This window comes from Burkholderia sp. R-40 (assembly GCF_049942845.1).
In the GTDB taxonomy this organism is placed as follows: Bacteria; Pseudomonadota; Gammaproteobacteria; order Burkholderiales; family Burkholderiaceae; genus Burkholderia; species Burkholderia ambifaria.
Map to the genome: position 1 here is coordinate 200169 of NZ_CP187969.1, position 14206 is coordinate 214374.

Annotated in this window: 12 protein-coding genes; 1 reads left to right on the forward strand and 11 read right to left on the reverse strand. The window is 70.6% G+C overall.

Annotated elements, in window-relative coordinates:
• Nucleotides 1–9: 9 nt before the first annotated feature.
• The 11 genes from ACP26O_RS29710 to ACP26O_RS29760 all read right to left on the reverse strand — a co-directional run bounded on the left by ACP26O_RS29710 (nt 10) and on the right by ACP26O_RS29760 (nt 12314).
• Nucleotides 10–960 (reverse strand): glycosyltransferase, encoded by a 951-nt coding sequence (locus ACP26O_RS29710; RefSeq protein ID WP_175664681.1) that lies wholly within the window; start codon nt 958–960, stop codon nt 10–12.
• Nucleotides 950–2026 carry a glycosyltransferase family 9 protein gene (locus ACP26O_RS29715; protein ID WP_175664680.1) on the reverse strand — a complete coding sequence of 359 codons (1077 nt, stop codon included), beginning with the start codon at nt 2024–2026 and terminating at the stop codon, nt 950–952. The genes ACP26O_RS29710 and ACP26O_RS29715 overlap by 11 nt, the downstream gene beginning before the upstream one ends.
• Entirely contained in the window at nt 2023–3024 is a 1002-nt protein-coding gene (locus tag ACP26O_RS29720) for a glycosyltransferase family 2 protein (RefSeq protein WP_175664679.1), read from the reverse strand. The genes ACP26O_RS29715 and ACP26O_RS29720 overlap by 4 nt, the downstream gene beginning before the upstream one ends.
• The gene (locus ACP26O_RS29725; protein WP_175664678.1) at nt 3021–4766 is read right to left on the reverse strand and encodes a carbamoyltransferase family protein; all 1746 of its coding nucleotides are present in this window, start codon (nt 4764–4766) and stop codon (nt 3021–3023) included. Before ACP26O_RS29725 ends, ACP26O_RS29720 begins: the two co-directional genes overlap by 4 nt.
• A gap of 3 nt (nt 4767–4769) precedes the next feature.
• Nucleotides 4770–5972, reverse strand: coding sequence for a glycosyltransferase family 9 protein (locus ACP26O_RS29730; protein WP_175664677.1), 1203 nt, complete (start codon nt 5970–5972; stop codon nt 4770–4772).
• Nucleotides 5969–6580 carry a D-glycero-alpha-D-manno-heptose-1,7-bisphosphate 7-phosphatase gene (locus ACP26O_RS29735; RefSeq protein WP_175701351.1) on the reverse strand — a complete coding sequence of 204 codons (612 nt, stop codon included), beginning with the start codon at nt 6578–6580 and terminating at the stop codon, nt 5969–5971. Before ACP26O_RS29735 ends, ACP26O_RS29730 begins: the two co-directional genes overlap by 4 nt.
• Entirely contained in the window at nt 6571–7320 is a 750-nt protein-coding gene (locus ACP26O_RS29740) for an SDR family oxidoreductase (RefSeq protein ID WP_105832425.1), read from the reverse strand. Before ACP26O_RS29740 ends, ACP26O_RS29735 begins: the two co-directional genes overlap by 10 nt.
• Before the next feature lie 187 nt (nt 7321–7507).
• Nucleotides 7508–8035 carry a hypothetical protein gene (locus tag ACP26O_RS29745; RefSeq protein ID WP_105787588.1) on the reverse strand — a complete coding sequence of 176 codons (528 nt, stop codon included), beginning with the start codon at nt 8033–8035 and terminating at the stop codon, nt 7508–7510.
• Nucleotides 7977–10778: an ABC transporter transmembrane domain-containing protein gene (locus tag ACP26O_RS29750; protein ID WP_425101076.1), complete on the reverse strand. Its 2802-nt coding sequence runs from the start codon at nt 10776–10778 to the stop codon at nt 7977–7979. Before ACP26O_RS29750 ends, ACP26O_RS29745 begins: the two co-directional genes overlap by 59 nt.
• Nucleotides 10779–10825: 47 nt before the next feature.
• Complete coding sequence (locus ACP26O_RS29755; RefSeq protein ID WP_175664675.1) at nt 10826–11674, reverse strand: BON domain-containing protein; 849 nt, start codon at nt 11672–11674, stop codon at nt 10826–10828.
• Between the two features lie 274 nt (nt 11675–11948).
• A complete protein-coding gene (locus ACP26O_RS29760) occupies nt 11949–12314 on the reverse strand; it encodes a hypothetical protein (protein ID WP_011660559.1) in 366 nt (121 codons plus the stop codon).
• A 293-nt stretch (nt 12315–12607) separates the two neighbouring features.
• Between ACP26O_RS29760 and ACP26O_RS29765 the strand changes: the two genes are divergently transcribed.
• Entirely contained in the window at nt 12608–14194 is a 1587-nt protein-coding gene (locus ACP26O_RS29765; RefSeq protein ID WP_175664674.1) for a PAS domain-containing hybrid sensor histidine kinase/response regulator, read from the forward strand.
• Nucleotides 14195–14206 lie beyond the last annotated feature (12 nt).

Genomic DNA, 14206 nt, shown 5'->3' on the forward strand with positions numbered 1-14206 from the left:
CCGCTCACGCTACGACGCAACGTCGCGCAATGCGTTGTCCCAGTCGCGCGCGAAGCGCTCGATCCCGAACCGCTCGCACGCGTCGCGCTTCGCCGCCGCGCCCCACTCGCGCGCGAGTTCCGGATCGCGGATCAGCATGCGCATCGCGTCGATCAGCACGTCGGGCCGCGTATCGGCGACACCATTCGAACCGCTCTTCACGAGCTGCGCCATCTCGGTCGTCGCGAGCGCGACGATCGGCAGCCCGATCATCATCGCCTCGATCACCGCGAGCCCGAGGCTCGTGTAGCGGATCGGATTGAAGAAGAACCGGTAGTGCGACAGGAACTGCGGCAGCGCCGGGTTCGGCACTTCACCGATGCCGCCGAGGTCGGTCGAGCCCATCCCGACCAGATCGAGCGGCACGCTGTGGCGCACGACCTCGAACAGGTCCGCGCCGAGCCGCCGCCCGCGCCGCGCGAGGTTGTTCACGACCGTCACGCCCTTCGGCAGCGTGCCGCGATACTCGATGCCGTCGGGCAGCAGCACGCCATGCTCGATCACGCGCGTCGGCGTGACGCCGTTGTCCCACATCAGCGCGTTGAACGGCGTCACGTGCACCAGCAACATGTTCGGGTCCTGCACCGGATGCAGCGTGTCGGTCGGATGCTTGCGCGGCGGATCGTGCTCGACGAACAGCGCGGGCAACGCACGCTGCGCGTCGCTCAGCAATCGCAGCCGGTCTTGCTCGTAGTGCCGGTGATGCTGGTACAGCACGCAGTCGAACTCGGTGTCGCGCACGCATTCGACGCTCACCTCGTGCACGTTGTCGCCCCACGGCAGATGCCCGACCCGCCCCGCATAGCCGGGCGGATGCTGCGGCTTCGTCACGAGGTAGAAATCGTGCGGCGCCTGCGACAGGTAATACAGATAGTTGCCATGCACGTGCCAGGTCAGCACGCGCAACCGCTTACGTGACATGACGTCTCTCCTCCGCGAGCAGTTCGCCCGCCCGTTCCATCACGTCGTCGACGCCGATCGCGCTCGCGCATTCGTGCCCGTACGGGCAGGTGTCGAACATGCACGGCCGGCAAGCCGGGTAGTTCGCGATCACGCGATGACGTTCGGCATCGAGCGGCGCCCAGCGCGCCGTATCGCTGCCGCAGGCGACAACGATGCTCGGCGTGCCGAGCGCCGCCGCGACATGCGACACGCCCGTGTCGTTGCACAGCAGCAGCCGCGCGCGGCCAATCAACGCAGCCAGCGCGCCGAGCGGCGTGCGTCCGCACAGGTTCACGCACGGTCGCCCGAGCTGCTCGGCGAATGCGGCGGCCAGCGCGATTTCCGCGCGCGTGCCGGTCAGCACGATCTGCCAGCCGTCGGCCGCGAGCTGCCGCGCGGCGCTCGCGAAACGGTCGACCGGCCAGCGCCGCGACGCCATCCGCGCGCCCGGATGGACGATCACATAGCGGCCCGGATCGAGCGCGTGTTCTTCGCACAGCACATGCCAGAGCGCGTAGTCGAGGCCGCCGAGCGGGAATTCGAGGTAGTCGCCCCAGTCCGGATAGCCGAGCTTGCGCGTGAGCGACAGGCAGTGCGTGACCTCGGGCTCGCCGTCACGCCAGGGGACCTGACAGTCGAGCGCCGTCGTGCCGCCGTCGGCCGGCACGAAGCCCGCGGTGCGCGTCGCGCCGAGCGACGCGACGATCGCGTTGGTCTGCGCGCCGCTGCCGTGCAGCTGGATCGCGAGATCGAAGTCGCGCGCACGGCATTCCGCGACGAACGCCTCGCGCGCGGCTGCGTCGGCTTCCGGCTGCTCGCCGAGGCCCGGCGCGCCGGGAAACGCGATGAAGTTGTCGATGTAGTCGGAGAAGCGCGACGCGAATTCGCGCGCCCACGGCAACCCGATCAGCGTAATGCGCGCATCGGGCTCGCCGCGCCGCAGCGCGCGCAGCGCCGGCACCGCGCACAGCATGTCGCCGAGCTGCAGCGCGCGAAATACCGCGATGCGGCTCGGGCCGGACGATGAAGCGGAATCGAACATCATAGGAAGAACACCCGGAAGTGAAGCGCGCCGCGCATGCGCCAGTACAGCGACACGGGCGGAATCGCGATCGACGTGACGATCATCTCGGCGACATGCGACGGCGTGAGCCGCGTGCCGCGCAGCCGCTTCGCGCAGAACGCGGCGGTAATCACCCCCCACGCGAGCGCGCACGCGATGCCCGCCGTGCGCCAGCCGGCCGCGAAACAGCCGATCGCGCCGAGCGCGAACAGCACGGCCGCGTAGTAGTTCCATGGCGGCATCGGCCGGATATGACGCCGGTAGGTCGTGCGATGCTTCTTGTACAGCAGCGCGTCGAAATACACCTTCGACTGCTGGCCGATGCTCGCGCCCCAGCGCGCGGGGCGCACCGGATGCACGATCCGCGCGGCGTCGACCTCGACGATCGGCCCCGCATGCTCGCGCAGCGCGAACATCAGGTCGGCGTCCTCGCGCCACGCGCGCGTGAAGCGTTCGTCGAAACCGCCGACGCGTTCGAGCGCCGCGCGCCGCACGAAGCAGTTCGCGGTCGCGAACTCCGCGTGCGCGAGGCCGGCGGCATCGCGTTCGTAGTCGGTCGGGCGCGGCCGCAGCGGCACGTCGATGCGCCCGGCCGCCGCGGCCGCCGACGGCTCGGCCTGCAACGCGGCCGCGCCGTGGCGCAGCCAGGCCGGATCGGGAATCGTGTCGTCGTCGGTGAACGCGATCAGCGCGCCGCGCGCGCTGCGCCAGCCGACGTTGCGTGCGCCGGCCGGGCCCTGCGTATCGGGCGCGGTCATGTAGCGGATCACCGGCACGTCGGCCACGCGCGTGCGACAGGCGTCGACGACGGCCCGCGCGCTGCCGGCCGGGTCGTCGTCGACGACGACGATCTCGTAGGTCGTCGGATCGAACACCTGCACGCACAGCACGTCGAGGCAGCGCTCGAGCAGGTCGGGCCGCCGGTAGGTCGGCACGACGACCGATACGACCGGCGGCAGTTGCGTGGCGCGCATGTTCATCTCGGCTTCTCCAGCAGGAATGAACCGATCACGAGCGCGTCGAGCGGCGACGTCCAGAAGCATTCGATCGCGTCGCGCGGCGAACAGACGATCGGCTCGCCGCGCGTGTTGAACGACGTGTTGACGAGCACCGGCACGCCGGTGAGCGCGTCGAACTCGGACAACAGCGCATGCAGCAGCGGATGCTGCTGTTCGTCGACGGTCTGCACGCGCGCGGTGCCGTCGATGTGGCGCACCGCCGGAATCTTCGCTTCCGCGCCGGGCGCGACGTCGTACACGAACAGCATGAATGGCGCGCGCAGCGGCGTGCGCCGCCCGCCGATGAACCACTGATGCGCACGGCTTTCGAGCACGACCGGCGCGACCGGCCGGAAGTCCTCGCGATCCTTGATCCGGTTCAGCTTGCGCTGCATGTCCGGATCGATCGGCGACGCGAGGATCGAGCGGGCGCCGAGCGCGCGCGGCCCGAACTCCATGCGGCCCTGGAACCAGCCGATCACGCGGTTCGCCGCGAGCAGCGCGGCCGTCTGCGCGGCGACGTCGGCCAGCCGCCGGTACGGCAGCTGCGCCTCCTTCAGGAACGCCTCGATCGCGTCGTCGCTGTACGACGGTCCGAGATACGCATGGTCCATCCGCCACTCGCCGCGCCTCCCGCGCATCCGGAAGTCGGTCCACAACGCGGCGCCGAGTGCGGTGCCCGCGTCGCCGGCGGCCGGCTGCACCCACACGTCGTCGAACGGCCCGCGATCGCGGATCTTCGCGTTCATCACGCAGTTCAGCGCGACCCCGCCCGCCATCGCGAGCTGCTTCTCGCCGCTCTCGGCGGCGAGCCAGTCGACCGCCTGCAACACCGTTTCCTCGAGCACCACCTGCAGCGCGTGCGCGATGTCGCAGTGATGCGGCTCGATCGGGCCGCCGCGCTCGCGCGGCGCGCCGAACCGCGCGGCGAGATCGGCTTCGACGACCTCGTAGCGGCCTTCGCCGTTGTAGCTCACCAGCTTGCGCATCTCGTCGGCGAGCACCGGCTTGCCGTACGACGCGAGCGCCATCACCTTGTACTCGTCGGACGAATGCAGGAAGCCGAGGTAGCGCGTCACGTGCTCGTACAGCAGGCCGAGCGAGTGCGGCAGGTTGATCTGTCCTAGCCGCCGGTAAGCCTGGCCGTCGAACACGCCGTAGCTCGTCGTCGCACGTTCGCCGCGCCCGTCCAGCGTCATCACCGCGCAGTGGTCGTACGGCGCGGCGAGAAACGCGCTGGCCTCATGCGCGAGATGGTGCTCGATGAAGTGCCAGCGAAACGGCCCGTCGTGCGCGACGCCGCGAAAGCGCCGCTGCAGATGATGCGGCGCGCCGCCCGCGAGCTGGCGCGGCGCGTTCACGATCGACGACAGGAACAGCGGATGCCACGGCGATGCGCCGTCGGCACGCGGCGCGTGCGCGGACGGCGCCAGCGGCAGCGTCAGCTCGGGCGTGTTGCCGTGCCGATCGAGTTCGAGCCACGGATCGTACGAATACGCGACATGGTCGACCTCGGCCAGCGTGATGTCGGCTTCCGCGAGACAGTAGTCGATCGCGTGATACGGCAGCTCCCACGTCGAAAACGGCACCGGCCGCTTCGCGTGCTTCACGTGCGTGAAGCGTTCCTCCTCGGCCGCGGCGAGCACGACGCCGTCGCGCACGAGGCACGCGGCGCTGTCGTGGAAGGCGGCGTTGATGCCGAGCGTGTAAGTGGAGTCGGGCATGCGTCAGCTCCTGGTGATGACGTGCGCGAAGGGAATCACGTTCGACGCGTTCGCGGCGACCGGCTCGACGCCGCGTACGGCGGCGCGCGCGGCCGCGCGTTGCGCATGGCGCTCGCTGCCGCGCAGCAGCGCGTGCGTCGCCGCGACGACGTCGTCGACGCTCACGCCGAGCAGGCACGGATGCCCCGGCTGGTTGCATACGCTGCGATAGCAGTTGCGACACGGCACATCGACGTTCAACGCGCGATGCGGCACACGCCACGGCGTGTGCTGGGGGTTGGTCAGTGCGTACAGGTCGACGACCGGCGTGCCGAGCGCGGCCGCGAGATGCACGGGGCCGCTGTTGTTCGACAGCAGCAGGTCGGCCGTCTCGATCAGCGCGCCGAGTTCGCCGAGCGGCAGCGCGCCGGCGAGCGGCACCGCGCGCGGCCCCGCGCGTTCGCACACGGCCTCGACGAGCGGCCGCTCGTCGGCGCTGCCCGTCACCGCGATCCCGTCGAACAGCGGCGCGAGGCGCGCGGCCGCGGCGCCGAAGCGCTCGGCCGGCCAGCGCCGCGACGCCGCGCTCGCGCCCGGATGCACGACGAGCCAGCGCGCGCGCGCCGACCCCGGCCGGCGCGGGCCGCCGATGCGCTCGAGCGCTGCACGCAGCCGGGCGTGCAGCGCATGGCGCGCCGCGTCGCCGGGCTCGAACGCCATCCGCCAGTCGGACGTCTTCGCGCCGATCGAGCGCACCAGCGCGAGCTGGCGCGCGACCTCGTGGCGCACGAACGATTCCGGCTCAAGTTCCGGCACACGGTCGGTCAATAGTTCATACGGATTCTCGCGACAATGCGCGAGCCGCAGCGGGATGCCCGCGAGCCAGCACATCATCGCGGCCGGCAGCGGGCTCTGGCTGTACACGGTGAAGATCACGGCCGCGTCGAAGTGGCCGGCCAGCAGCCTGCCGATCATGTCGAGATCGACGACCGGATCGCCGCGGGCCTCCGGATGCTTGACCCAGGGCGCGTCATACGTCCACACGTCGTCGACCATCGGCAGATGCGGCGCGAGCGCGGCGCCGGTGCGCGAGGTCAACAGCGTGAGCCGGCGGCCGTGGCCGCTCTCCTTCAGCGCGCGCAGCGCGGGCGTCGTCATCAGCACGTCGCCGAGGCTGTCGAGCCGCACGCACAGGATCCGGCGTGCACGATCCCACGCCGCGCTCATCGCCGCACCCACGAGCCGTGACGGCGCACGGCCTCGCGCACGACGATGTCGGCGGCGAGGTCGAGACGGGTGACCACGTGGAGCGGCGTGCGCGTCGCATCGATCCGCCATTCGGTCTCGTTGCCGCAGTCGACCAGGATCGTGCCGCAGCGTGCGGCGCGTCCGGCCTCGACGTCATCGAGGATGTCGCCGATCATCCAGCTCCATTCGGCGACCGCGCCGAGCGTGGCGAGCGCGCGGCGCACCATGCCGGGGCGCGGCTTGCGGCAAATGCAGTCGCACGTATAGCGCGGCACGCTGCCCGCCGGGTGATGCGGGCAGTAAAAAAAGTCCGCCAGCACCGCGCCGTTCGCTTCGAACAGTTCGGCGAGACGCTGGCGGACCGCGCCAAGCTCACGTTCGGTAAAGCGGCCGAGCGCGACGCCCGGCTGGTTCGACACGACCGCGATCGGCATGCCGGTCTCGCCGAGCGTGCGCAGCGCGCGCGCCGCGCCCGGCGCGAGTGTCATCCGCGCGGGATCGACGTTGTACGGCACGTTCTCGAGCAGCGTGCCGTCCTTGTCGAGCAGCACGGCGCCCGGCAGCCGCCGTTCGCGCTTCAGGGCCATGACGTCTCCTTCATCGGCAGCACCATCAGCTCCGGCACGACGGTTCCCGGCGGCTGCGTCAGCACGAACCGCACGGCGGCCGCGACGTGCTCCGGCGGCTGCAGCGTGTCCTCGTCGATGTCGGGGAAGCGGTCGAGCAGGAACGGCGTGCGCATCCCGCCCGCGACGATCGCCGACACGCTCACGCCGGCCGGCCGCAACTCCGCATGCAGCGCATGCGACAGCCCGAGCAGCCCCCACTTCGTCGCGTGATACGCGGACGCATTCGGCCACGCGCGCTTCGATGCCGTCGACGCGATGTTGACGATATGGCCGCTGCCGCGCGCCTTCATCATCGGCACGGCCGCGTGGCACATCAGGTACGGGCCGAACAGGTTCGTCATCATCACCTGCTGCCACGCTGCCACGCTCACGTCGTCGATCGGCGCGGTCACGTCGATCGCCGCGTTGTTGACGATCACGTCGAGATCGCCGAGCGCCTCGCGCGCGTCGTGCACCACCTGCAGCACCGACGCTTCGTCGCGCACGTCGAGCGGCCGTCCGACCGACTGGCCGCCATGCCGCTCGAGTCGTTGCGCGACGGCCGCCGCGCGGTCGCCGTCGAGATCGGCGACGATCACGTGCGCGCCGTGTTGCGCCAGCTCCTCGCAGATGGCCTCGCCGAGGCCGCGGCCGCCGCCCGTCACGAGCGCGGTGCGTCCGGCAAGAGATTGGCGGGCGGGATCGTGAGTCGCGTTCACATGCACCTCCTGTATGCGTCCGAAGAATCGTCGGAATCGTGGCCGTGACACTTGTCGCGACAAGCGTCGGTACAGGGGTACAGCGAGAAGCATGCCCGTGCGCGCGCGCCCGTGCCGTGTCGGCGGGCGGCGCGCGGTCGCTGGCTTTTTTATAACGGGCTGTAAAAACGTGCCCGCGCGCCCGGGCTCAGATCGCGAGCGCGTCTGGCGTCGCCTGCGCGCGGTGCTTCGCGAGCGCGCGCAGGCAGTGCGCGATGCAGCCCGCGAACGCCTCGTCGAACCACGGTTGCGCGCCCGACACGCCGACCACGATCCCGTGCTGCGCGACACCGCCCCACAGGTTCGTGTCGCCCGCGCGCAGCCGGTACGGCTCCAGCGCCTGCACGACGTGGCCGTCGCGGCCGGTTTCCCACGACAGCCGCGCCTTCGCGCGCGCGTAGGCGCGATAGTCGGCATCCCAGTCCTTCGGGTCGGGCAGCGAGAACTCGTAGAGGATGGCGTCCTCGAATGCAGCGTCGCGCGGCCCGAGCGCCGGATCCATGATCACGATGTGCAGGCAGCCGCTGTCGCCGACGAAGTCGCTCTGCAACGCGGCCGACAACGTCGGCAGCAGCAGCTCGACGGCCGCGACCGCGGCCTGGCGATCGGCGAACGCGCTACCGCCGCGGCGCTGGGTCAGGGTTTCGGGGGGCGTCGGATTCAGAAGGTTCGGCATGGAGTTCTCCGGAGGAAAACGCGAGCGCGCGCAGCGCTGCGATCAGGTCGTCCGCCGCGGCGGGCTTGGTCAGGTATGCATGGAAACCCGCTTCGACCGCGCGGGCGCGGTCGCGTTCGCGCGCATGGCCGGACAACGCGAGCGCCTCGAGCGGCGCGCGGCCGTCGCGCGGGCGTTCGGCATCGAGCTGGCGGACCCGGCGCATCACCGTGTAGCCGTCCTCCTCGTCGTCGCCGAGGTCGATGTCGCACACGAGCAGCGCCGGCCAGTCCGCGCGGCGCGCGTGCCACAGGTCGTCGAGCAGCGCCTGTCCGGACGCGAACGCGCGCACGTCCGCCCCGGCAAACTTCAGCAGCGCGGTGAGCGCCTCGCGCGCCTCGTCGTGATCGTCGACGCAGGCGATGCGCACGCCGTCGAGCGGTTTCGTCGGCACGGTTGCGCCGGCGCCGGCCGCCTGTAGCGATGCCGGCGCCACCGCGCACATCGGTAGCGACAGGTGCAACGTCACGCCGTGGTCGTCGCGCTCGCGCACGACGTAGCCGCCGGCATCCTCGATCGTGTCCTGCAGCCGTTCGAGATCGAGCAGCGACAACTCCGGCGCCTCGACGCCCGCGCAGGTGATCGTGATGCGCGCTTCCGGGTCGTGGCGCGCGGTGCGCACCTCGACCTGGCCGCCGCCGCTCACGTCGATCCCGCCGCGGCACAGCTCCCACACGAAGCGGCGCAGCACGGCAGGATCGGCCTCCACGACGAGATCCTCGTTCGACAGTTCGCGAAATACCGGCACGCCGCGCCGGGCGGCCGCCTCCGCCAGCGAGTCGAGCACGTGCGCCACGAGCGGATTGATCCGCACCGGCTGCCGCGCGAATTTCGCTTCGGTGCGCTCCAGCTCGCGCTGCTTCGCCTGCAGCGACCACATCTGCGCATACACGCCGTCGCTCGCCAGCAGCTCGTCGTGCGTGCCCTGCTCGACGAGCCGGCCGTGCTCCATCACGAGGATCCGGTCGGCATCGACGATCGTCGACAGCCGGTGCGCGATGATCAGGCTCGTGCGGTGCCGCGCGACGCGCATCAGTTCCTGCTGGATCGCGCGCTCCGAGCGCGTGTCGAGCGCCGACGTCGCCTCGTCGAACACGACGATCGGCGGCGCCTTCAGCAGCGCACGCGCAATCGCGACGCGCTGCCGCTCGCCGCCCGACAGCCGCACGCCGCGCTCGCCGACGCGCGTGTCGTACGCATCGGGCAGCCGCTCGATGAACGTGTCGAGTTGCGCGCCGCGCGCGGCCGCGATCACGTCGCCGCGCGTCGCGTCGCGCCTGCCGTACGCGATGTTGTAGGCCAGCGTGTCGTTGAACAGGATCGTGTCCTGCGGAACGATGCCGAGCGCATCGCGCAGGCTGCGCTCGGTCACGAGCCGCAGGTCCTGCCCGTCGATCCGGATCGTGCCGGCATCGGGCTGGTACAGCCGGAACAGCAGCCGCGCGAGCGTCGACTTCCCCGAGCCGCTGCCGCCGACCACCGCGATCGACTGCCCGGGCTCGATGCGAAACGATACGTCCCACAGAATCTGCCGGCTCGGCTCGTAGCTGAAGTCGACATGCTCGAACTCGATCGCGCCGCCGCGCACCACGAGCGGCTGCGCGCCGGGCGCATCGCCGTCCTCGCCCGGCAGGCCGCGCGCATCGAGCAGCCCGAACAAGCGCTCGATGTTCGTCATCGCGTCGTTCGCCTCGCGGAACACGAAGCCGAGCGCGTTCAGCGGGAGGCTGATCTGGATGATGTACGCGTTGATCAGCACGAGATCACCGACCGTCATCGTGCCGCGCGCGACATACTGGCCGGCCAGCAGCATCACCGCCGCGATGCCCGCGCCGATGCACGCGCTCTGCCCGATATGCAGCGTCGACAGCGCGTACTGGTTCTCGACGCCGGCCTCGCGCCAGTCGTCGAGCACGCGTTCGAGCCGGCTGCGCTCGACGTCCTCGCGCGCGAAGTACTTGACGGTGTCGACGTTGAGCAGGCTGTCGACCACGCGCGAGTTCGATTCGGCCTCGAGCGCGTTCACGCGGCGCTGGTAGCGCGTCCGCCGACGGGTGAACACGGTCGTATACGCCGCGTAGACCGCGAACGTGACGAGGATGATCGCGGTAAAGCCGCCGCCGTATTTGCTGATCACGATCACCAGCACCGAGCCGATCTCGATCGCGGTCGGCACGATCGTGAACACCGCGACGCCGAGCAGGTACGCGATGCCGGCCGTGCCTTTCTCGAGATCGCGCACGACCATGCCGGTCTCGCGCTGCGAATGAAAGCGCGCGCCGAGCCGGTGCAGGTGGCCGAACGTGCGCACGGTAAACGACGCGACCGTGTGCTGCGTGACCTGCACGAAGGTCATGTCGCGCACTTCGTTCAGCGCGTTCGCGGCGAAGCGCACGACCGCATACGCGAACAGCAGCAGCACCGGCAGCGCGATCGGCTGGCCGGCCGCGCGGCCGAATCCGTCGACGATATCCTTCAGCAGCAGCGGCACCGATACGGCCGCCGCCTTCGCGAGCACCAGCAGCACGATCGCGGCGAACACGCGCGTGCGGTAATGCCGGATCGCGCGCCACAGCTCGAGCGCGATGCGCATGCGCAAACCGCGCACGTCGTGGTCGCGGGAATCGTCGCGGCGGTCGTGGCGCGCGCCGTTGCCGCGCGGGTCGCGGCCGTCGCGCGCCAGCTCGTCGGTGCCGGCCGTCATGCGCGCGATGCCTGGGTCCGTGGTCGGGTCGTCCCGCGCATCGGCCGTCAATGGTGCGATTCGCGGTCGCGGCCGGTGCCGCTGCCCGGTTCGGGGTCGCGCACGGCGGGCTGCGTCGGCGTGACGGTGCGTTGGGACGGATGCAGCACCGTGCCCGGTTGGTGTTCGTCGTCGTCGCGGCGCACCCGCACGCGGTTCTCGACGTCGCGCACGCACATGCAGCCGTCGGCGATGTCCTCGATGTCGTGCTTCATCCAGCGCGACGGCACGGTGCCGTCCAGTTCGACGCGGCCTTCGCGCACCTGCACGCTGACGTCGCTCACGTCGATGTCGAGCGCGTGCGCCAGCCGCTCGCAGACGTCCTCGCGAATGCGCTCGTCCGAGCGCGTATAGCCTTTTGGACCACGGCGCTGGCGCATGGCTTCGCGTTGCGCCTCGGTACGGCGCGGATCGTATGGATCGCGCGGATCATGGTCGCGCTCGCCGCCGTACCCGCCCATCCGGTAATGCTCGCGGAATCCCGGCTGATCGCCACCATACCGGCCTTCACGGCCCTCCCCACCTTCCATGCGACGACCGCGGTTGCCGTAGCCGCGTTGGGCTTCCCATTCGGGGTCGCGCGAGCCGCCCGGCGCGTCGCGCCAGTCGCCGACGTCGCCCGGACGCCGCTCGGCCGACGTGCGCGCCGAACGTTCGCTCCACTCGCTGCCCCAGTCTTCCGGGCCGACGTTCTCGCTCGCGAAGCGCCGGTACGCGGATTCATAGTCGGCGTCGTGCCGCCGGGTTTCGTCGCCGCGAAAGTCGCGCTCGCCGCCCCGGTACGCACGTTCGCCGCGTTCCTGCCAGTCGGGCGGCCCGCTGCGTTCGGCTTGCCGTCCCGGATATCGTCGTTGCATCGTGTCCTCCTTGCGCGCCCCAGTGCCGCGCACGGCTCCATGCCGCAGCGCGGCGCGCGTCGTTGGGTCGGTTGCAAATCGCGTGCCGCGTTCGTGGCAAGGCCCGACACGGCGACGCGCGTTGGCGACTCGCCGCGGCTCGTCGGTTTACGCCGCCCGCGGCTTCCCCGTGTTCTTGGGCGCTCTCCGGTCGAACGCCGGTCGCCGGCGCCGGCTGCCGCCCCTATCTGCAACGCGATTGCAGTTTTTGCGCGGAACCGCGCCGTATCGGGCCCTATGCGCCACCGGTGCCCGGGCCTGTCGGCTCGTCCGGGTCTTCAAGGCCGCCGGCCTCGTCGAATCGTTCCGTGCGGTCCGGCTCGATATCCGCGGCGTCCTCGAGCCCCGCATCGCCGTCCGCAGATGCGCGCTCGCCGGTGCCCGCGCGGTCCGTATCGCTGTCGAGCGCCGCGTCGCCGCGCTCCAGCGCGTGCTCGTCGAGCGGCGAATCGATGTCGAACGGATGGCGCCGCGCGCCGGCCGTGTCGCTGCCGCTGTCGGACGAGTCGCTCGGGCCCAGCGCGCGGCCGTCGCGCCCGCGCGACGCGTTCTCGTCGTCCGGGCCGACCGGCTCGTTGTCGGGATTCAGTGTACTGTTCATGTCGATGTCCTCGTGTTCCGCCGGGCCGCAGGACCGCCTGCCTGCCCGATGCGCCCGTGTAGCGCGGGTCGGACCACGACGCAATCGGCATGCCGCATCTGCTGCGATCGGGCGGCCGGCAACCCGATCGACCGCGTCATCCAATAGGCGGCATGCACAATGCGCACCCATTGATCAGGTGAATCGGGTTCCCGTATGCTTTCGAGCGACTCAATCCGGTTCGAATCGCCGCCGCCGGTTCCGCCAGGCGCGGCCGGGTTGGCCCGAGGCCACCCTCATTAGACTCAGGTTCGATGAACAAAGACGACGCCATTTCCGAATTGCCTCCGCCGCTCGGCCCCGCCGATGCACGCGATCTGCTGCATCGCTTCGCCGAGTTCCGCTTCGAAACCGTAGTCGGCGCGATCACCGACTACGCGGTGTTCATGCTCGATCCGCAAGGCAACGTCGCGACCTGGAACGCGGGCGCGGAGCGCATCAAGGGCTATCGCACCACCGAGATCATCGGCCACCATTTCTCGCGCTTCTATCCGCCCGACGCGATCGCCGCGGGCCGGCCCGCGCTCGGGCTCCGCGAAGCGAGCGTGCACGGCCGTTTCGAGGACGAAGGCTGGCGCGTGCGCAAGGACGGTTCGCTGTTCTGGGCCAGCGTGACGATCACGGCCGTGCGCGATCATGGGGGCCAGTTGGCCGGCTTCATCAAGATCACGCGCGACATGACCGAGCGCAAGCGGCTCGCCGAACTGGAAATGTCGACGCACCGGCTCAGCGTGTTCATCGCGATGCTCGCGCACGAACTGCGCAACCATCTCGCGCCGCTGCGGCACTCCGTCAGCGTGCTGCAAACGCTACCCGATCCGGCGCCGATGCTCGCGCAATGCCGCGACGCGGTGCACCGTCAGGTCGGACAATTGACGCGGCTCGTCGACGATCTGCTCGACGTCGGGCGCATCACGGCCGGCAAGGTCGAACTCGACAACGCGCCGGTGACCGTGCGCGACGTCGTGTGCCGCGGCGTGGAGAGCATCCAGCCGAAACTGGCCGCGCGCCAGCAGCATCTTCGCGTCGAACTGCCGCCCGAGCCCGTGGTGGTGCGCGGCGACGCCGCGCGGCTCGTGCAGGTGCTGCACAACCTGCTCGACAACGCGTCCAAGTTCTCGCCGCCCGGCGAGCGCATCGACGTTTCCGCCGACCGCGAAGGGTCGACCGTCGCGATTCGCGTGACCGATCACGGCGTCGGCATCGCGGCGGGTTCGCTCGAGACGATCTTCGACCTGTTCGACCAGGACGGCGTGCCGGGCCGGCGCCCGTCCGACGGCTTCGGGCTGGGCCTCGCGATCTGCCGGTCGTTCATCGAGCTGCATGGCGGCAGGATTTCCGCCGAAAGCGACGGCCCCGGCCACGGAGCGACGTTCACGGTACGGTTGCCGGTCGAGCACCACGTGGAAACGGCACGCACGGAAGCGCCCGCGCCGCGCGCCGCGAAGCCGGCCGCCGCGCCGCTGAACATCGTCGTCGTCGACGACAACCGCGATTCGGCCGACACGCTCGCCGTGCTGCTGCAATTGAAGGGGCACGTGCCGCGCGTCGCGTACAACGCGAGCGATGCGCTGGCGCTGGTGCGCGAAGCCGTTCCGCACCTGATGCTCATCGACCTGTCGATGCCGGACGTCGACGGCTACACGCTGCTGCACGAACTGCGCGCGATCGACACGCCGGGCGGCATGATCTGTGTCGCGCTGTCCGGTCATGCCAGCTCATCGGATCTCGCGCGCACGGCGCGCGAGGGCTTCGACGATCACCTCGTGAAACCCCTCGAGATGGCCGTGCTCGACGCACTGCTGCAGCGTGTCGCGCGCACGGTGCATGGCACGCCATGACCGTGGGCGCGA

Excerpts from the sequence above, each read along its gene's own strand:
- ACP26O_RS29710 (WP_175664681.1), bottom strand. The coding sequence starts at position 960 with ATGTCACGTAAGCGGTTGCGCGTGCTGACCTGGCACGTGCATGGCAAC.
- ACP26O_RS29720 (WP_175664679.1), bottom strand. The coding sequence starts at position 3,024 with ATGAACATGCGCGCCACGCAACTGCCGCCGGTCGTATCGGTCGTCGTG.
- ACP26O_RS29730 (WP_175664677.1), bottom strand. The coding sequence starts at position 5,972 with ATGAGCGCGGCGTGGGATCGTGCACGCCGGATCCTGTGCGTGCGGCTC.
- ACP26O_RS29735 (WP_175701351.1), bottom strand. The coding sequence starts at position 6,580 with ATGGCCCTGAAGCGCGAACGGCGGCTGCCGGGCGCCGTGCTGCTCGAC.
- ACP26O_RS29725 (WP_175664678.1), bottom strand. The coding sequence starts at position 4,766 with ATGCCCGACTCCACTTACACGCTCGGCATCAACGCCGCCTTCCACGAC.
- ACP26O_RS29760 (WP_011660559.1), bottom strand. The coding sequence starts at position 12,314 with ATGAACAGTACACTGAATCCCGACAACGAGCCGGTCGGCCCGGACGAC.
- ACP26O_RS29755 (WP_175664675.1), bottom strand. The coding sequence starts at position 11,674 with ATGCAACGACGATATCCGGGACGGCAAGCCGAACGCAGCGGGCCGCCC.
- ACP26O_RS29750 (WP_425101076.1), bottom strand. The coding sequence starts at position 10,778 with ATGACGGCCGGCACCGACGAGCTGGCGCGCGACGGCCGCGACCCGCGC.
- ACP26O_RS29715 (WP_175664680.1), bottom strand. The coding sequence starts at position 2,026 with ATGATGTTCGATTCCGCTTCATCGTCCGGCCCGAGCCGCATCGCGGTA.
- ACP26O_RS29765 (WP_175664674.1), top strand. The coding sequence starts at position 12,608 with ATGAACAAAGACGACGCCATTTCCGAATTGCCTCCGCCGCTCGGCCCC.
- ACP26O_RS29745 (WP_105787588.1), bottom strand. The coding sequence starts at position 8,035 with ATGCCGAACCTTCTGAATCCGACGCCCCCCGAAACCCTGACCCAGCGC.